The 22,144-nt window shown below is 37.3% G+C and carries 3 protein-coding genes and 3 pseudogenes; 1 reads left to right on the forward strand and 5 read right to left on the reverse strand.

All coding sequences use genetic code 11. The features are described from left to right. The 5 genes and pseudogenes from PVV68_RS06450 to PVV68_RS06470 form a co-directional block, all read right to left on the reverse strand. Window positions 1-2,539: pseudogene (locus PVV68_RS06450) on the reverse strand (hypothetical protein); the annotation flags it as partial. A gap of 1,149 nt (window positions 2,540-3,688) precedes the next feature. Next, the gene (locus PVV68_RS06455) at window positions 3,689-7,675 is read right to left on the reverse strand and encodes a YadA-like family protein (protein WP_273782779.1); all 3,987 of its coding nucleotides are present in this window, start codon (window positions 7,673-7,675) and stop codon (window positions 3,689-3,691) included. Between the two features lie 1,228 nt (window positions 7,676-8,903). Then, window positions 8,904-15,356 carry a Vomp family autotransporter gene (locus PVV68_RS06460; protein WP_273782780.1) on the reverse strand — a complete coding sequence of 2,151 codons (6,453 nt, stop codon included), beginning with the start codon at window positions 15,354-15,356 and terminating at the stop codon, window positions 8,904-8,906. Window positions 15,357-16,162: 806 nt separating this feature from the next. Continuing rightward, window positions 16,163-16,387: pseudogene (locus tag PVV68_RS06465) on the reverse strand (YadA-like family protein); the annotation flags it as partial. Between the two features lie 1,158 nt (window positions 16,388-17,545). Further along, complete coding sequence (locus PVV68_RS06470) at window positions 17,546-21,100, reverse strand: Vomp family autotransporter (protein ID WP_273721677.1); 3,555 nt, start codon at window positions 21,098-21,100, stop codon at window positions 17,546-17,548. A gap of 798 nt (window positions 21,101-21,898) precedes the next feature. Here PVV68_RS06470 and PVV68_RS10725 point away from each other — a divergent pair. Then, window positions 21,899-21,981: pseudogene (locus PVV68_RS10725) on the forward strand (DUF4102 domain-containing protein); the annotation flags it as partial. Between the last annotated feature and the right edge of the window lie 163 nt (window positions 21,982-22,144).

Genomic DNA, 22,144 nt, shown 5'->3' on the forward strand with positions numbered 1-22,144 from the left:
CAACAAAGGCATTAGCACTTTTACTCCAGTTCAATGCATCACTTTTTGCATCCGCAACCTCTTTGGTAATTTCTTTCTTAATATCCGTAATAGCATTATTTACATTTGTGAAAGAGGTACCAACACCGGAAAAGGCAGACGCGACATTGTCATAAGTCGAGTTAGCAACACCGCCATCTTCTTTAAAAGTCTTAACCGTAAAGCTTGGAGCAACCCATTGGCCATTTTCATACTTAGCATTACCACCAAAAGACTGCGCAACTTCAGTACCAAATTTATGAAGCTGGTTACCCGCTACAGCATCACTTGAGGTTGCACTAATGTCTCCATTGACAAGAGAGGTAATCTTACCCGCTAACCTTGCTATCGGTTCTCCACCATCAACTTCAAAATCCCTTCCATGCATGGCAACAAACGCATTATCCTTTTCACTCCACAATAAGGCATCGGCTTTGACATTGGTCATGATATTATTAACTTGTTCAGTGACTTTATTCCGAACATTCATGATAGAAGTACCAACCCCAGTCAAAGCACTCGCTACATCCTTATAAACCTTATCTTTAAAATCAGCATTAGTATCGAAGGTTTTTACCGTGAAACTTGGATCAGTCCATTTACCATTCTCATATTTGGCGTTACCGCCAAGGTAAGAGGCAACTTTGTCACCCAATGAATGAAGCTGTGAACCATTAACTGCTTCCGTGGAAGTTTTCGCAATATCCCCTGCAGCAAGATACTTAATCTTGCTAGCTTTCTCCCCATGCTGCGCTACAAACGCCTTACTCTCATTGCTCCATAACAAAGAATCCCCTTGAACTTCTTTATTAATATTGTCTAATTTTTCATTAAAGTTATTAACAACATTATTCAGATGTCGGTTCACATTTGTGAAGTTCGCATCAATTCCGGCAAAAGCAGAGCCTACATCATTATATGTCTTTTTTCCACTTTCCTTACCATCTTCACTGAACGTTTTCAGTATAAAGCTTGGAGCAACCCATTGTCCATTTTCATAACGAGCATTACCACCAAAAGACTGCGCAACTTCAGAACCTAATTTATGAAGCTGGTTACCCGCCACAGCATCACTTGAGGTGGGACTAATGTCTCCATCCTGAAGAGAGGTAATCTTGCTATTGGTTTTGCTATTTTCTTTCCCATGCGTTGCAACAAAAGCGCCTTTAGTCCCATCCCACAATAAAGCATCACTTTGAACTGTACTGATCTCTTTGCTAATTTCATCCTTAATATTCGCAAATTTATCTTTAACTTTCTCGAATGAATCACCAACACCGGAAAAGGCAGACGCGACATTGTCATAAGTCCAATCAGTAACTTCACCATCTTCTTTAAAGATCTTAAACTTAAAAGTTGGACCGCCAGAGTTTCCATCTCCAAAGTCAGCACCACCACCAAAATACTTAGCCATATTGGTACCAAGCACATATACTTGGCCGCCATTCACAGCGTCGGTTGAGTTTTGTGCTAAAGATCCATTTGCAACAAATTTAATGCTGCTATTTCTTCTGTCTTTTCCTTCGCCATGCATAGCAATAAAGGCTTGATCAGTTTCGCTCCATAATAAGGCATCGCCTTTCACTTTGTTAACCACATTATTAACCTGTTCAGTCAATTTATTCTGAACATTCAAAACAGAAGTACCAACCCCAGTCAAAGCACTAGAAACATCATTATAAACCTGATCGTTAGATCCACCATCAGTATCGAAGGTTTTGACCGTGAATTGAGGAGCGGTCCATGTACCATTCTCATAGCTCGCACCACCACCAAAAGACGTAGCAACCGCAGTGCCCAATGAATAAAGTTGGGAACCATTTACTGCCTCAGTGGACGTTGCTGAAAGCTCACCAGCAGTAACATCCACAAGAGTCCGAGTTTCCTTTTTATTATTCATAATACTTATTCTTTTTGTTGATGTGTTAGCACTAACAGTCGTCGTTTTTTCATTATCTCCGTCTTCATCCCCGCGAACTAATCCACGAAATAAGCCTCTTATAAAAGGAACGCTGTCTGTATTCTCATACCGACTATTCCCCTGAGATAGATTATTTTGTTTTTCTCCAACAACAGGGGGAGCTTTTATCTCAATAATCTGACGATTCAAACTTGTGAAAGCACTCTTAATGCCAGAAAATGCATCTACTACATTCTTAGACTCCTCCCTCCCCGCAAACGCAATATCAAAAGCATCTTTAGTTTGAAACTTAAACTTAGATCTTAAGTTTTTGAAGGACTCTTCTTCACCTCCCTTAGATGCAGGACCACTATCTGTATACAATTTACTGCCAACTATATAAGCTGGTGGAATAGCTTTAAGCACATTTGTACCACCACTCAAATCGTTTGATATGTTATTGAAAGTCGGAGTGTTAGCAAAAACAGGAGAAATATTTGATAAAAAAATAAATACTGAAGCTACTGAAAACGCTTTCATAAAAAGTGATCGATAAAGCGAGAAAGAACTTTTAAAATTACTCACCACTTGCACTTTTGATGTGGTATATAATTTTCTCATAATAAATTCTCCAAGTAAGAAAAACATATTTAGAACATTAAAAAGACACATTTCAGCGTTAGAGGCGATCTAATAGTGTATTTTTTGCTTGTTCTCTGTAGGTTTGGTTTTTTCGCAGAAGCGGACAGAAGTGATTGAACCTTTGCTAAGGTTGTGATTGGTGTTGATTGATAATTTTATTAGTGATTTTTTTCATTTTTAAGCAAAGTATTCTTTTGGAAAAGATTTCTTGAATTTGAACGTGAAAAAAATGGGGGAGATATATTTTCACGCTTTTGTTGCGTATGTGATTTATGGTTTTTAAGGTAAAAGAGCTCATTTTGCACACTTAAGAGGCAATAAGTTTTTATTGCGAAAGATTAGGTTGTTGAGAGTATTTTTGGTGAGATTGCTGCACTTCTCTTATGAAAATGTACAGTTTGTTTTTGTTCTCTAGAGCTCTCTCTTGAAGAGACTTTAAAATAAGATGAGAATGGTTTTGTGATTTTTTCATAACTTTCCGCACCTCCCCTTGCGGTAGATCTTTTCTGTTTTTACCAGAATGAGTCTTAATCTAAGACTATTTTGCTCTTTTATAGACTATTGAGACAAATAGCAAGAAGAAAATGAATTTAATTATTTTACAGAATGAGTCTTTCCGATTTAGGCAATCGTAAAATGTCTTTATCGTTTAGAATTCGTAGCTTTATTGCATAGGCTAGAGACTTAATATAAAGGTTCTATTTCATAGTTTATTTTAGATACCCTGTTTTGACCAAAATGAGTCTTATTCATCGTTATGGTTGCTGTATAACTTATGATTGCTTCTGTTGTGTTCAGAGCAAATAAAAGTAATAAATAAGCTTTTTGATTTTTTATAATGTATCCCCCCAATGGATATTTTCTCTCAATGAAACCGTAGAACGTACACTTTTAAAATAGTGTGCGATTATGCATTCTATTCATTTATATGAGAGCATTACTTTGCATTTGTAAAATTTTTGTTAAAGCGCTTTATTTCTCAATAAAGAGTATTATGGAATTTGATAATTATACTACTCTATGATTTTCTATGTAAAATATTACTTCTCTATAATATAAAATTTCACCCTTGCCTCCTCAGACAAGGGTGAAAATTTAGTTAAATTGTAGTTTTCGTATTATCTGGTGTTATTTTAATTTCAGAGTTATTCCACCCCCTACACCCCACTGACCTTCGGCACTGACTACTGACAAGTTAGAACGAAGCTTGCCATCTTCAGATGTATAACCTGCACCAATAGCAAAGGCAGATTGGCCACGCCACAAACCACCAGCAAATGAAAGACTTAAAGATCCTGGATCGTCGAAGTAACGCAAGTTAGACACTGCCAAACCAATCGCTGCTGCTTGCCTTGCCTCTTTGCGCACACTCTTCATTTCATAACTTAATGCCTCAAACTTCATATTCGTGTAGGCCTTCGCCTCGTTAACGCTATTATTGATAAGATTCCCAACTTGCTCGTCCGTATACTTTTTCGCCTTACCAAGAACTACATCAATCTGCTCATTGGTATAATCATGTAACTGACCACCATTCACAGCTTCTTTCGAACCGCTTTCAATATGACCATTTGCTACATTGTCTATCAAGACAGGATCACTTTCATTTCCACCTACTAACTTGATGCTATTGGTTTTCTTTCCGTCTTTGACATCATAGCTAACCGCAACATCCACCTTTTTTTCAACTTCTGTTACCCTGTTTTCAACTTCTGTTACTTTGTTTTTAACTTCTGTTACGTTGCCATTCGTCTGCGAAAGCTGTCCACCATTAACCGCATCTTTGGAACCTTCTGCAATTGTACCATCAGCTACATTGGTAATCTTACTTGGCGTTCCATTATGGCTAGCGTCATAGGCTCCTGTTTTTTCATCCCACGACAAACCATTAGAAGATCCGGAAGGGTTTACATTCTTCTCAACCTCACTAATGCGACCGTTGATAATGTTCAGAGTCTTATTCATACCAGCAAAAGCAGATGCGACACTATCATGTTGCTTTTCTGAAAGACTACCGTCTTTGAATTCGCTTACCATGAATTTAGGAGCTGACCATTTTCCCTCTTTATCATATCCAGCACCACCGCCAAAATAAGTAGCAACCAAGTTGTTCATCGCATAAATCTGTGCTCCATTGATTGCATCGGTTGAGTTCGCAGAAATAGCACCAGCAGAAAGACCAAACAAACGCCGGCTTTCATTTTTACTATTCATAAAACTCACTTGTTTTGAGAGTGATTCAGGAGCAATAGGTGTCGTATCCGCATCACCATCTGCCCTCTCGTTTAGAGCTCTAGGTAACATTCTCGTAACAGGTAACATTCTTGTAACAGGTAACATTCTCATAAAAGGAAAGCCATCTGTCATAATATCATTCGGATCACCATCCTCTTGAAATCTCTTGTCTTTTTCACCAATACCAATGTTATCCTTTACATCCTCAATCTGCTCATGCAAACCTGTGACAACACTATTAATGCCAGCAAATGCAGCGGCGACACTCTTATACTCGTGCTCAATCTCATTACCCTTATTATCAAAGTCTTTAATTATAAAAGTAGGACCTGACCATTTTCCCTCTTCATCATATCCAGCACCACCACCAAAATAGCTTGCAAACGCCTGAGCCATAAAATAGAGTTGACTACCATTTACTGCTTCAGTCGATGTTTTTGTAAATGCTCCCCCCTTAACACCAGAAAGAACTCGTGGGACATCCATGTTGTTGGCAATATCTATTCTATTGCCACCTTTGCTTCCACCAATGGTAATAAGCCCAGCGCTATTTTGTTTAACAAGACTATCACCTGTCACATTTTCAATCTTTTGATTAAGATTTGTAAAAGAACTACTTATACCAGAAAGTGCATCCGCAACATTTTCATAGTGCGTTTCAGTCTCACTACCATTCTTACCAAAGACTTTAACTGTAAAAGTAGGAGATACCCATTTTCCATCTGCATCATATCCAGCATCACCACTAAAATAGCTCGCAACTTCATTGCTCATCGAATAAAATTGAGAACCATTGATCGCATCAGTCGATGTTGCTGTAATCGAGCCAGCATTAATACCGGAAAGAGTCCGTAGCACATTATTACTGTTCGCAATATTTATTCTCGTTCCACTTACTTTGCCACCAATGGTAATAAGCCCCGTATCATCTTGCTTAACCAGACTATCATCCGCCACATTTTCAATCTTTTGATTAAGATTCGCAAAAGAAGTATTCACACCAGTAAATGCATCTGAAACATTCTGATAGGTCTTATCAGCGCCACTGCCATCCTTATCAAAGACTTTAACTGTAAACGTAGGAGCGCTCCATTTGCCATCTTTATAGTCAGCACCACCACCAAAATAGCCTGCAACGACATTGCTCACCGAATACAGTTGAGAACCATTGATCGCATCAGTCGATGTTGCTGTAATCGAGCCAGCATTAACACCGGAAAGAATCCGTAGCACATTATCACTGTTTGCAATATTTATTCTCGTTCCACTTACTTTGCCACCAATGGTAATAAGCCCAGTGTTATCTTGCTTAACAAGACTATCACCCGCCACATTTGTCATTACATTTTCAATCTTTTTATCAAGATTCGCAAAAGAAGTATTCACGCCAGTAAATGCATCTGAAACATTCTGATAGGTCTTATCAGCGCCACTGCCATCCTTATCAAAGACTTTAACTGTAAACGTAGGAGCACTCCATTTGCCATCTTTATAGTCAGCACCACCACCAAAATAGCCTGCAACGACATTGCTCACCGAATACAGTTGAGAACCATTGATCGCATCAGTCGATGTTGCTGTAATCGAGCCAGCATTAACACCGGAAAGAGTCCGTAGCACATTATCACTGTTTGCAATATTTATTCTCGTTCCACTTACTTTGCCACCAATGGTAATAAGCCCAGTGTTATCTTGCTTAACAAGACTATCACCCGCCACATTTGTCATTACATTTTCAATCTTTTTATCAAGATTCGCAAAAGAAGTATTCACGCCAGTAAATGCATCTGAAACATTCTGATAGGTCTTATCAGCGCCACTGCCATCCTTATCAAAGACTTTAACTGTAAACGTAGGAGCACTCCATTTGCCATCTTTATAGTCAGCACCACCACCAAAATAGCCTGCAACGACATTGCTCACCGAATACAGTTGAGAACCATTGATCGCATCAGTCGATGTTGCTGTAATCGAGCCAGCATTAACACCGGAAAGAGTCCGTAGCACATTATCACTGTTTGCAATATTTATTCTCGTTCCACTTACTTTGCCACCAATGGTAATAAGCCCAGTGTTATCTTGCTTAACAAGACTATCACCCGCCACATTTGTCATTACATTTTCAATCTTTTTATCAAGATTCGCAAAAGAAGTATTCACGCCAGTAAATGCATCTGAAACATTCTGATAGGTCCTATAAGCTCCACCGCCATCCTTATCAAAGACTTTAACTGTAAACGTAGGAGCACTCCATTTGCCATCTCTATAGTTAGCACCACCACCAAAAGACTTCGCTACTGCAGTGCCCAGTGCATAAAGCTGGGAACCATTGACTGCTTGATCCGATGTTGGATTAAGCACAGCATTACGAACACCAGTAATAAGCCGCGCTTGATGAAACTTATTTGCAATATCTATTACATAGCCATCTCTCTCTGCACCAATTGTAATAGTCCCTACAGCATTTTGCTTAACAAGCATATTAGACAAAATATTTTCAAATTGCTTATCAACTTTCTGCTTCCATGTCCCCCAACCTATAAATGCAGTATCAAAAGCATTTTTAATCTCAAGCTTAATATTAGCTTCTAAGCCCTTGAATTTGCTATCTACCCCTGCAAACGCAGAGCCAACATCTCTATACCATCTACCGTCAATTATATAGGTTGGTGCAATACTTTTACGTACATTTGCATTACCACCAAAATAACTTGAGACATTACCCCAAAGATCACAAGCAGAAACAGGAGAAGCATTTGATAAAAAAACAGTCATTGAAACCAATGAAAGCGTTTTAATAAAAGAGAATCCATAAGGCGAACAAGAGTTTTTTAAATGACTCACTGCTGGTATTTTTTGTGTGGTATATATTTTTTTCATAATAACTCCTCAAAGTGATAAAAACATTAAAAAGACATATTCTGATGCTAGAAATATTCAGAAGGTTTTTCTTTATAAAAGATTAGGGTTGTCATAACGGGAAAAAGGACTATCTATGGTTGCGGTACGATTGTGATGGGTATTGATCGATAATCCAGGTAATGGGGATTGATTTGTCAGTTTAGGGATTTTTTTTGCAAAAAATCCTTCGCATTTGTGTGTGAGAAAAAATGGGATATGAAGAGACATATTCGTGCGCTGCTATTTAGATATTATATTTGATAGGCAATAAAGGATGTTTATTGCAGAGAATGGTTGGATTGTTCGCTGAGTAATTTAGGATTTTTTTCGTGAGATTATTGCGTTTTTAAAAATAAGTGAGATATCTGTAACTGTAGAGTTGAAACTCAGAGAGTTTTTTTGAATAAATTTGCAATGGCTGTGTGATTTTATCATGATTGCTGCCCCCCCGTTTGGCAAAGATATTTCTTAATGATTTGTTTACTTTTATATGCTATTAAGAAAAATAGCAAGAAAAAAGTGAATTTAATTATTGTTTATAGAATCAGTTTTTTAAATTTATGAAATGTGGTTCTAAATTTATAGCTTCATTATTTGCTCTGTAGGCGTTTATAGAAGTGTTTATACGTCGCTTTATTTTAGACAGTCTCGTTTTAATCGATGAATTTATCATCAACCATTACCGCTGTTACATACAGAAATGATTAAAATAGTAAAAAATAGAATTTTTTAGCAATTTTTAAAATATATCACTATGGATTCTGGCACGCCTTTTTGTCAGAAAATTACATAATATATTGCTTTTTAAATTCTAGTTTACATTATGCACGATTAAAGTAACGTTTGCAGTTTATTTTTCTTCTTTTTCGATATTCCTGATATCATCATTCACCACTTAAAATTTTATCCTTGTATAAGATTTAGTATCATTAACGATATCCTTGCTTACTGGCATACTTTTTGCATCTTCAAGAACGATCTTCATCTGCTGTTCGATGATAATCATACAACAACAAACCAGGTTCCCACTGCTTCTGTCAAATTTGTGTAAAATACACCACTCTTCACACCTTCTCCCTTTTTTATTGTCAGTATCGATGCCAACAATTGTTATTTGTGGAAATCATCTCTTTAATCGTGCAACAGTTTACATCCTTGTCTTGTGGGGAGACAGGGGCGGTTGTGAAAATAATAATCGTGAATTTTATTAATTTAGCTTTACTCTTAAGCCTGCCCCAATGCCCCAATGTCCTCCTGAACTCGTCGCTGATATATTAGACCGGATCTTCCCATTTTCAGACATATAACCTGCTCCAATCGCGAAGGCGGATTGACTGCGCCATACACCTGTCCCAATCGATAAACTTAATGAACCTGGCGTATCTTCATAACTCAAATTCGATACTGCCAAACCTATCGCCGCTGCTTGTCTTGACTCTTTGCGAACTTCCTTTAATTCATACCTTAAGCCTTCAAACTTCATATCCGTATAAGATTTTGCTTCATTAATAACATCTCCCATCTGGCTATTTATAATGTCATTGAAACGCTCATCCGTATATTTTTTCGCATCATCAAGGACTGTCTTCATCTGCTGGTTCATCTCCCAAAGTTGACTACCATTAACAGCTTGTTTCGAATCTTTGGATAGTTCACCAACCGCTACATTGTCTAGTAATACTGGATCACTTTCATTGCCACCAACTAACGTAACTTTATTCGTTTTCTTGCCATCAGCTCCTTTATCATACTTAACCGCATCATTCGTAACCGTGTTTTCAATATCTTTTACATGTTGATCAATATTCTCTACACGCTCTTCAACAGCTTCAACTTTCTTATTTGTCTCCCAAAGTTGACTTCCGTTAACGGCTTCTTTCGAATCTTCTGATACCTTACCATCCGCCACATGCGTAATCTTACTATCCTTATTATTATGACGAGCGTCATAAGCTTTTTCTGTCTCGTTCCAATTTAAACTACTCGATGAGATATCCTTAGAAACAATATTAATACGCTCATTAATATTGGATAGACTTCCATTGACTCCTTCAAAAGCGGCAGCAACATCATGATAGTCTTTCTTGCTATCACCATTACCATCATTCTTGAATTGCGAAACATAAAATGTAGGCTCTTTCCATTGGCCATCCTTATATTCTGCACCGCCACCAAAATACCCAGAAAGGGAATTGATCACTGCATAAAGCTGAGAACCATTGATCGCATCCATTGAGTTTTTAGTGATGTCACCATTCGCAAGAAAGCTGATCTTACTATTTGTCTTTTCTTCACCATGCTGGGCTACAAATGCTTCTTTCTTATTATCCCACAATAAGGCATCACCTTTTGTTTTATTGATTTCATTGGTAATCTCATTGGTGATTTTATTCTGAATATTCGTGAAAGATTTACCAACACCACTTAAAGCCTCAGCTACATTCTGATAAGTTTCATCTTTTTCTTCGCCATCTTCCTGAACTGTCTTAAACGTAAAGGTTGGTGCGGTCCAATTTCCTTCATTATATTCAGCTCCACCTCCTAAATACACGGCAAGACTATTCCCCATTGAATAAAGTTGAGAACCATTGATCGCATCGGCCGAGTTTTCAGTGATGTCTCCATTTGCAAGAAAGGTGATCTTGCTATCCGTCTTTTCTTCACCGTGCTGAGCTACAAATGCTCCTTTCTCACTGTTCCACAATAAGGAATCACCTTTAACTTGTTGCGTAATATCCGTTATATTTTGATTAAGCTCATTAAACTTATTCGTTATTTCGTTATTTACATCTTGGATACTTGTATCAAACTGCCCTTTGTTAATGGCTTCATTCTCTTGTGTTGCTGCCTTGACACCAGAAATGGTCCGATCCTCACCATTTTTGTTGGCTATATTGATAACACTGCCTTCTATTTTCGCACCAATGGTAATATGGTTTGTTGCTTTATCTTGCTGTACAAGACTGTCACTTTCTAATTTGTTAATCACATTATTAACCTGTTCAGTCACTTTATTCTGAATATTCGCGATAGCACTACCAACTCCCTCCAAAGCTTTTGCTACGTCCGGATAAGTCTTCTCTTCTTCTTTTCCTTCACCGTTAACAGTTGTAAGTTTAAAAATTGGAGCGATCCATGTTCCATTCTCATATTTAGCATTACCACCCAAATAGGTCGCAAGGGTATTGCTCATAGAATAAAGTTGCCCCCCCGTAATGGCATCTGTAGAATCTTTCGAAATATTACCATCTAAAAGATGTGTAATCTTGCTCTTTGTTTTTTTCTCACCTTCTTCATGTTGAGCACTAAAGGCTTTATCAGCCGCGCTCCAAGATAAAGAATCTTGTGTGATATCTTTAATACGTTGATTAACATTTCTGATATTGGTATCAATCCCTTCAAAGGCTTTACCAACATTGGTAAAAGAAGTGTTTGTTATCTCACCTTTTTCATCAACACTCGATAAATTATAGGTTGGTGTTGTAAAAGAACCATCTTCAAAAGATGTATTCCCACCTAATAATTTTACAATATCTTCACCGATTGTATTAATCTGTCCCCCATTGACTGCATCATGAGAATCCTTAGCAATTGTACCATCCGCAACATTGTGCAGAGATACAGGAGAAGCATCTTGACCTTTCCCCAAAGTGATATTTGTATAATCTGCCTCGATCCCATTATCGTTGGATTTTTTATCGTAGTGAACCGCAAAAGAATTCTCAAATTGAAGATCTTCAGTCAGTTTCTTTACACCCTTATCAAATTGCCCTTTGTTAATAGCCTCATTAACCTTCGTTGCTTCCTTCACGCCAGAAAGGGTTCGTAATTCACTTTTGCTATTGGTGATATCGATTTCTGTGCCTTCTACTTCTCTACCAATAGTGATATTATTTGTCTTTGAATCTTTCTTAACAAGGCTATCACCTTGTACATTGGTAATCGCATTATTAATCTTGTCGGTAATCTCCTTGGTAATTTTATTCTGAACGTTTGTAAAAGAAGTACCAACCCCACTCAAAGCATCGGCTACATTATAATAAGTCTCACCTTTTTCCTGACCATCATCCTTGACTGTATTAACCTTGAAGCTAGGAGCCGTCCACTGACCATTCTCATATTTAGCACCACCACCCAAATACCTAGAAAGTGCATCCCCTACAGAATAAAGCTGTTTACCCGTAACAGCATCCGTTGAGAGGCTACTAATAACCCCATCTTGAAGAGATGTTATTTTGCTGTTGGTTTCTTTTCCCCCATGTTGTGCAACAAAGGCGCCTTCTTCCTCGCCCCACAATAAGGCATCACCTTTGACACTGCTAATAGTATTATTAACCTCTTTTGTAATTTCATTTTTAACATTGGTGATAGAACTACCAACTCCTGCCAAAGCTTCTGCCACATTCTTATAATTCGTATTTTTTTCTTGCCCTTCAGCGTCAACTGTTTTTACTGTAAATGTTGGAACACTCCATTTCCCATCTTTATAGTCAGCTCCACCGCCTAAGTAAGTAGCAACATTCTTATTTGTCTCAAAAAGCTGTGAACCAGTTACAGCTTCTTTTGAAGCTTCTGACAGAGAAGCACTCTTTAAACCCGTAAGAGTACGGGCTCCATTATTTTTGTTGGTAATATCAATTTTATCTCCATCAGTTTCCTTACCAATGGTGATGTGTTTTGTATCACTGTCCTGTTTCACGAAGCTACTAGCTGCGACTTGTTCTTTGACATCTTTTTCAACTTTTTGCAGTTGTCCAAAATTCACCGCATCGGTATCGTCACTACCTTCTTTCACCCCTGTTATCTTTTTACTGCCAGCTTTAATACCAGAAGCCGTGATTTGAGGACCATTGAAAATTACTAAACCTGTTGTATCTAAAGTTACCGGACTTACTGCATCTGCTCTATCATCTGATACGCTTCCTCCCCCTAATTTTATGCTTTTTAACGTGAGATCTTTTGCTAAATCAAATTTTACCTTATTGTCGTCATTGCCTTTTGTGATTGCAAAGTTTTGACTTCCAGCAGAAAAATCTATGTCACTGTCTAAAAGCACTGTTTTCGCATTCTTACCATCAACAGACAGTTTCCAACCGTTCTTTCTTACAACTTCTTCTAAGCCTTTTAACTGTGCAACATTCACTGCATCGGCATCTTCACTACCAGCTGCAACGTTTGTAATCTGCCTCGTTATCTTCCTATTAGGGTTACCAACACTCACTGCACCTCTTGTACTTTTCCATTGAGCTTCGGTGTTGGTGGCAGATCCTTGCAAAAGAGAAGTATAACCTGCAACACCAGCAGCCCTATCGGATATAGAAGAGGAACCTATAGCAACACCATTATCAACCGACACTTTAGATACGTAACCTAACGCAAGACTATACTCACCTGTTACTTCTGCATGAGGACCTAAAGCCATACCATATTTTTTTGTGACCCCTGCGCTATAGCCTAAAGCAATACCACGCATTTCTTTGACCTTTGCCTCAACGCCTAAAGCAATACCACCCTCCCCCGCCACATTTGCATTATGGCCTAAAGCAATACCATAAATCTTTGATACCTCTGCGCCATAACCCAACCCAATATTATACCCACCTGATACCTTTCCCGTATTACCTATAATAACACTAAAAGAACCTGATGCCTCTGCTTCAGAACCTAAAACAATAGCGCCAGCTGCCTTTGCCTCTGCGTGGAAGCCTAGAGCAAGAGACTTTGATCCAGCTGCATTTGTATTCGCACCAACAGCAACTGAATTTTCCCCATTTGCCTTTGAATCTACCCCTAAAGCAATACTTTTCTCTGCATTTGCTTCTGAATAAAAACCTATAGAAATAGCATGTTTAGCCATTGCATATGCACGATGCCCAACAGCCGTTGTACCAAACTCCAAAGCTTTAGAAACAGCACCCAAAGCCGTTGAATAATCACCCTTCGCAGTGGTATAATCATCATCCCCGTGTGTACTCTCCTCATTATATTCAGAGCCTAATGCGGTACTGCTTTTCCCCAAAGCATGCGCCATGCGACCTATAGCTATACTGTCTTCTTTTGTCGCCTGTGCCTGATTACCCATAGTTATGGCGAATTTTTCTGTTGCATTTGTATTCGCACCAATAGCAACTGAATTTTCCCCATCTGCTATAGCATCTACAAAATCTTTGCCTGAAGTGTTAATTTTTAGACCTTTTATACCCCCTACTCCTTGTACTGCTTTTAGCTGTGAAAAATTCACAGCATCAGTATCTTCAGCACCCTTTGCCACTCCTGTTATCTTTTTACTGCCAGCTTTAATACCAGAAGTCGTGATTTGAGGACCATTGGAAATTACTAAACCTGTTGCGTTTAACGTATTGTTTCCTGCTTTTATGCTATTGAGTGCAATGTCCTTTGCTAAATCAAATTTTACTTTATTATCTTTATTGCCTTTTGTAATATAAAGATTGCTACTTCCAGCGGCTAAATCCACTGTATTTTTTATGCCAATAGCTGTAGCATTTGCACCACCAACAGAAAGAGACCAACCTTGGTCTACGTACATTTGCAACGATTTAATCTGCGCAACATTAGCAGCATCAGACATTTCAGTGCCAGCTGATACTCCGATAATTTGGCGCGTTTGTCCATTACCACCGACACTAACAGCGCCCTGTGTACTTTTCCATACAGCCCCTTTATCAGTCGCAGCGCCTTTAATGTAAGGATTGAAACCAGCAACACCAGCAGCAACAGCAGCTATAGAATCTCTCCCTATAGCAATAGCTCCAGGCATCGCCACAATAGAACTCTGGCCTATTGCAACACCACCTTCTTTGAACCCCTTAGCACCCCAACCAATGGCGATACTACCCTTCTCACCTGCCATTGAACGAGAACCTATAGAAAGCGAATAGTCCCTTAAAGCTTGTGTTGCATAACCCAAAGCTACCGAATGCAAACCATGCGCAAAGGTTCTAGCAGGCTTACCGCTTGAATCTGTCATTCCAGCACCTATTGCAACACCACCCTGTCCTTCAACAGAAGTGAGTTTACCTATAGCAACACTATCATCATCAAGAGCCTCAGACCATGGACCTATAGCAACAACATTACTGCCTTTTTTACTTACTTGATAACCAGTAGTATAAGAATGATCCCCTACATAGCTTGCTCTAGGAGACACACCTGCTCTCACAACTACCGGAATCGCTCTTGTTATTAAATTATGATCCGATGCCGCTGACTTATAAGCGCTCTCTAAAGCAGGTTTAGCAAAAGAATTATCCTCATTCTTACCAGACAGAGTTCTAGTTAAAAAATTTGCATAATCACTAGCAGCTTTAACTTTTTCTGCGCCTACTTTTGCGCCTACTTTACTGAGCGCTGTTACATAACCTGCCTTAGATAAATCAGAGACATCAACATTGTTCTGACTATCATAAGCAGCAGTAATCCTTTTATCGTTCCCTTGAGAATAAACTGCTGTTGCCTTCTCCATGCTTTGAAGAACTTGTTGGTCTATTATATCAATTTTTTTCGCCAATACAGGAGACGCACTTGATAAGAGTGCAATCATTGCTGTTCCCAACGAGAGCTTTGTAAACAAAGATAAATGCCGAGAAATAAGCACAGCCTTCGAACTAGGTCTCTTTGATGTGGCAGATATTTTTTTCATAACAAACTCTCCAATGAAAAAATTTGAAAAGCATATCCAAAACATAAAAAAGACACATTTCAGTGTTAGTTACTCTCCCTACTGGTTATTGAATGGAAAGTGACAGATCAAAGTGGGAACGTTTTGAGTCTTTGTTTTCGTTTTGTAGTTGCTTTCTGTGTTGAGATCTAAATGTGGGCAATGTTTAGTTTACATGGAAATGGCACATTTAGATTCTGATATGGTTTATAGGCGCTTTTTGCCTGGTGTGTTTTAAAAGGGAATTTTCCTGTATCTAAATATTAAAGTCACTTACTTAAAAAAAGGGCTTATACTTAGAAAAGTACTTTCAAAGTTATCTCTTTACTTCATATGTTGAATAATAAATTCTCTCTTATTAAGAAATTTTTTCTTAATAAGAAGTAAATTAGGAAACTATAATATTTAAGAAAATTCAATTTATTTGATTTACAGCATTCCTTTGAGTCTAATGTAAGTAAATATGTTTGGCGTCGTTTTTTACCCATTACTTCTCCCCACTTTGAATAATCAAAACGAGTCTTACTAAGATGCTTTTTATATGATTGTATACTCTCTCATAAAATAGCAACTAAAAAATAATACTTTTTACCAATTGGAATAAAAATATCTGTTTTCACATAATTGTGTGACCTTTTTTCAATAAAAGCAGTTATATAAAAACTTACCGATTATAATATACTTGCAGATTATACTCACTCAATAAATAGTGTTTGTGTCTATAAAATGCTCGCTCTTCCTTAAAAAGAAGAGCGAACGTTATTTTTAATAAAAAATTGCTTGCTTTATTAATTCAGCATTAAGCTTAGCCCTACACCTATACCCCAACGTCCACCAGCGCTTGTGACAGATACACTCGAACGAGTATTTCCATCTTCAGATGTATAACCAGCACCGATGGCGAATGCCGTTTGATTTTGCCATATACCACTACCAAGCGCTACACTTAACTTTCCTGGTGAATCATTATAACGCAAATTCGATACAGCCAAACCAATAGCTACACCTGCCTTGACTCTTGGCAGACAATAACCATACCTTAACTGGCTTTGCATTTGCTTATAGGCGTTTGTTCACCTCCTTTTCGTCATATGCATAAGGATCAAATTGAGGAGAATATATAAACAATCTCTAATGAAGAGATGAAAAATTGATGCGATGCTACAAAAGAATTTCGTATGCCTTTGTCATAAGAATTACTAAAAGTGATTTTATAATTTCATTTACCGGTCATGATCCCTTTTCACATACCATGATGCCTCATATATAAGACAAAATAAACTTGAAGTATATCCACGATATGGGGGCTAGTTTACGCGATTGGCTAGCAAGAATAACAGATATCCCTTAATGAGGCATGACACCTAAAAATTACAATATCTTCGATTATTATTGTAATCTCATCACCACCAATCATATACTATATCCCCGTTATAATCTGACAACCAGTAGTATTATATAAAGCAACGCATGTATCTTAATTATTATTTTCAAATTATAATACTGCATTCATTAATAATGCCATTGTTATATTCTCTTTTTTCGTCAAAAAATGGCGTCATAAAATCAACGAATCGATTCTCAAAGAATGCCTTTTAAAAACAAAAGTCGAGAATAATATAGATTATACAAATTATTCCTCTTTGATACGATAAATACTTTTTCATCACATCCCTACCAATGAAATAATCAAATAGACATATTTCAATTTACAATATTTGTTTCTGTTAAATGAGCTGTTAAAGCTTGTAGAGGAAGGTTATTTCTGTATGAAACCGCAATAGAAAAGCTGATTTCAAGAAATCTAGAAGTTTTTGGGTAACTTCATCTTTGTGGTGGTATGCTGTTTGGACAATAAACACGTTTAAAGATAAACCTGTAGAAATTAACTATGGTTTTATGCTCTTTTGAACTTTCTTAGTATATTAAAAAGCAGAAATTTTTAGTGTGTGGTGTTCTCCATTCTTATCAAATTATAATGAGATAAAAAAAGAGATTTATCGTTAATAGTACATTTTGTTTTATTATTCACCTACTTGTCTTGTTTGTCTTTAAAGACTTCATTATCTCATTTGTTAGCTTTATTGGTTTCTTATTAAAATAAACTTTCGCCCTTGCCTTCATTGAAGACAAGGGCGAAAATATTTTTACTTAAGGTATTTTATTGATTCTTAGTTCAATGTCATATTGAATCCCGCACCTATACCCCAATGACCACCAGAATTAGTGACAGATACATTCGATAGAACAGAGCCACTCTCAGATGTATAACCAGCACCAAAAGCAAATGCAGATTGGTTACGCCATAAGCCACTACCAAATCCAACACTTAATTTTCCAGGTGTTTCATTGTAGCGTAAATTAGCTACTGCTAAACCAATAGCCGCTGCTTGTCTTGCTTCCTTTCGTACATTTTCTATGCTGTAATTTAAAGAATCAAACTTCATATCCGTATAAGATTTCGCTTCATTAATAACATCACCCATCTGGCTATTTACAAGGTCATGGAAGCGCTCATCCGTATATTTTTTCGCATTATCAAGGACTACCTTCATTTGCTGGTTCGTCTCCCAAAGTTGACTACCATTAACAGCTTCTTTCGAATCTTTTTCTATTTTACCATCCGCTACATTGTCTAGTAATACTGGATCGCTCTCATTACCACCAACCAATGTGATCTTATTCGTCTTCTTGCCATCTTCTCCTTTATCATACTTAACCGCATCATTCGTAACCGTGTTTTCAATATTTTTTATTTGCTTATCAATAGACCCTACCTGCTCTTCAACCTTGCTTACCCTATTATTCGTCTCCCAAAGTTGACTTCCGTTAACGGCTTCTTTTGAATCTTCTGATACCTTACCATCCGCCACATGTGTAATCTTACTATCCTGATTATTATGACGAGCGTCATAAGCTTTGTCTGTCTCGTTCCAATTTAAACCATTCGATGAAACATTCTTAATACGCTCATTGATACTTTTCATGCTATCATTAACGCCACCAAATGCATCCGCAACATTATCATAGTCCGTTTTGTCATCACCATTACCATCATTCTTGAATTGCGAAACATAGAATGTAGGTTTTTTCCATTGTCCGTCCTTATATCCAGCACCATCACCAAAATATGCAGCAAGATTATTACTCATCGAATAAAGCTGAGAACCATTGATTGCATCCGTTGAATTTTCAGCGATGTCACCATTCGCAAGAAAGCTGATCTTACTATTCGTCTTTGTCTCACCTTCACCATGCTGGGCTACAAATGCTTCTTTCTCATTGTTCCACAATAAAGCATCACCTTTTGTTTTATTAATTTCCTTGGTAATCTCATCGGTGATTTTATTCTGAATATTCGTGAAAGATGTACCAACAGCAGAAAATGCTTTCTCTACAGTATTATAGCTTTCTTCACTCGCTGTACCATCCTCTTTAACTGTGTTAACCTTAAAAGTGAACTCTTCCCATTTGCCATCCTTATATCCAGCGCTATCACCCAAATATGCAGCAAGATTATTACTCATCGAATAAAGCTGAGAACCATTGATTGCATCCGTTGAATTTTCAGCGATGTCACCATTCGCAAGAAAGCTGATCTTACTATTCGTCTTTGTCTCACCTTCACCATGCTGGGCTACAAATGCTTCTTTCTCATTGTTCCACAATAAAGCATCACCTTTTGTTTTATTAACTTCCTTGGTAATATCATTGGTGATTTTATTCTGAATATTCGTGAAAGATGTACCAACACCGCTTAAAGCCTCAGCTACATTACTATAACTCTCTTCTTTTTCCTCACCATCAGCATTCACTGTTTTTATTGTAAAAGTTGGATCGATCCACGTGCCATTTTCATATTTGGCGTTACCGCCAAAATACTTGGCCATATTCGTGGCAGCGGTTTTGAAATTATCGGATAAAGTTGTTACATTTTTATTTGTTGTAAACAACTGCGAACCAGTAACAGCTTCATTTGAAACTTCTGACAGAGAAGCACTCTTTAGACCCGTAAGAGTACGCGTTCCATTATTTTTGTTAGTAATATCAATTTTATCTCCATCGGTTTCCTTACCAATGGTGATGTATTTTGTTTTACCATCTTGTTTCACGAAGCTACTGGCTGCGACTTGTTCTTTGACATCTTTTTCAACTTTTTGTAGTTGTCCAAAATTCACCGCATCGGTATCTTCAGTACCCTTTGCCACTCCTGTTATCTTTTTACTGCCAGCCTTAATACCAGTAGTGATGATTTGTGGACCATTTTCAATGATTAAGCCTGTTGTATCTAAAGTTACCGAACTTACCGCATCTGCTCTATCATCTGATATGCTCTCTTCCCCTAATTTTATGCTCTTTAACGTGAGATCTTTTGCTAAATCAAATTTTACCTTGTTGTCTTTATCGCCTTTTGTGACTTCGAAATTGCTACTTCCAGCTGCCAAATCTATTGAGCTGTCTATAGCAATAGCAACAGCATCATTGGCACCATTAATAGATAGCTTCCAACCTTTGTTCACGTAGTCTTGTAATTCTTTCAATTGTGCAATATTCACCGCATCAGTATCTTTACTACCAGCTGCGACTCCTGTAATTTGTCGCGTAACCTCATTAGTATTGTCACCAACACTAACGGCACCTAATTTACTTCGCCACACATAATCTGAACGATTTGTGTTATTTTTCTCTAAAGGACTATAACCCTTACCAGCACCAGAAACATCAGCTACAGAATAGGCTCCTATAGCAACTCCTGATTCCACTATTGCTTGCGATTTCAGTCCCAAAGCCATAGAATTAAGAAAAGATGCAGATGCCTCAGAACCTATTGCAATACTATAAGCTTGTAACCCTTTCGCCTTAAAACCCAAAGCAATAGCAGAATTCTGCCCTGCCCGTGCATAGCGACCAACAACAACTGCATCAAACGCATCTTCCGCTATGACTGTATCCGCACCAACAGCAACGCTTCCACCTCTATGGGCTTCTGCATTAGCGCCAATAATGACAGACGATGACAAATCTTTAGTATTATCGTCTAAAGATGCCTTGGCCTTGGAGCCAATAACAACACTATCAGCAACTTTTGCCATAACGTCATTACCAAAAATGACATTGTTTCCCAATACATCTCTTGGCAATTCGGCATCAGGCTTTATTCTCGTAGCTGAATCATTGTGTAAAGTATCAAATACATCAGTGATCGTTGAATCTTCATCATTTTGTGCAGGTTGTTGGGGTAAAAAATTACTACGAGCAAATAACTGCGGACTAATGATAGGTTGCTTCTTTTTTTCCTTTGTACTCGCCGCTCTTTTCGAGAGGTTACTACCTTCTGCTCTAAGAATATTTACAACAAAATTATCACCACTCATATCAGAAAGGATGTTCGTTAAAAAAATTGCATAGTTACCAGAAGCATTCACTTTTGGTGTCAATGCTGTATTCAGCACCGTCACATAATTGCCTTTTGATACATCAAGAGGTCCCAAATAATCGGCAGAGGTATCATAAACAGAAATAACACTTTGGGGATACGCTACAGCAACAGTCTTTATATCCGTAATATCCGTAGAAATTTCTTCTTTTGAATCAAGATTTTTTGAAAAAACAGGAGAAACACTCGACAAAAGTGCAGCTATTGAAGTCAATGACAGAACTTTAATAAAAGGAAAACGAGAAAATTTTAAATCACTCCCCGCTAATTTTGTATATAATTTTTTCATAACAAATTCCCCAATGAAAAAAAATTTAACCATAAACACAAAAAAAGACACATTTAAATGCTAAAATATTCTCCTTATGTTATTTTTTAACATGTTTTAAAATTAAAGCGTGATTGAAAAGAGAGAAAAATTGCGTTTAGATGTTAAAATGAATGTGTTTGCTTTTTTATTGTCTTTTAAAGAAAATAAGATACATCTTTTAGTATATTGGTTAATATTTGCTTAATTCTTTAGACTGATTAGTTATTTTTTATAGATTGGATTGTTTTTTAGTTTTTAAGCTGCCATTTTTATTTAATTAATAATAGTTTAAAAAAGATTTTTTCTTCGTTGAGTAGGTGCTAAAGAGAGGTATTTTTTGAGTGAGATAAATCGATATGATAGGGTTGGTCATTTTTTTTGAAAAATGTACAAGGGGGATTTTGTTATTATCTTTAGATTTTATCTTTGCCCTTCGTTTTGTCTGAACTGATTATAAAGATTAGAATGCGTATTGCTATTTTTGCAGTTTTCAATACCGAAAGCAAGTGTATATTGGAATGTATTATATGCCGCTATCAAATGCGGCTTAACTTTTTTTGCTAAGTAAAGGCATTTATACTCTCATTTCTCTCCTTTAAGTGCAGTAGCACATTGATTTATAATCATAATCTAGCGTTATTTATATTGAATTAGAAACCTGAATAACGTAAGATTCTCTCATTTCAAATCTGTTTATCTTGAATCAATTAATATCACTTGCTTGCACGTCAAAACGAGGCTGTATGTGGGTAAAAACTAGACAAGAAAGGAGTAAAAATGCCTCTTATGAATCGTCTTAGGTGCCAAGGTCTGTCGCAACATTGGGAGCTGGCAAATATAATGATGGTGCTAGCTTGTTGCAAAAACACTAAAGAATAGTGTTTCATCATCAACACTATAATTTTGTATGCCTTCAGCACCTGTGATGACAACAATAAAGAGATAAATCGATAAATGTGTATTTTTATGCTAGGTTAGTAACTTGTCTTCTGTAGATATTAATTAATACATTGTTTTTATTGT

Source organism: Bartonella sp. ML69XJBT, assembly GCF_028618515.1.
Classification (GTDB): Bacteria; Pseudomonadota; Alphaproteobacteria; order Rhizobiales; family Rhizobiaceae; genus Bartonella.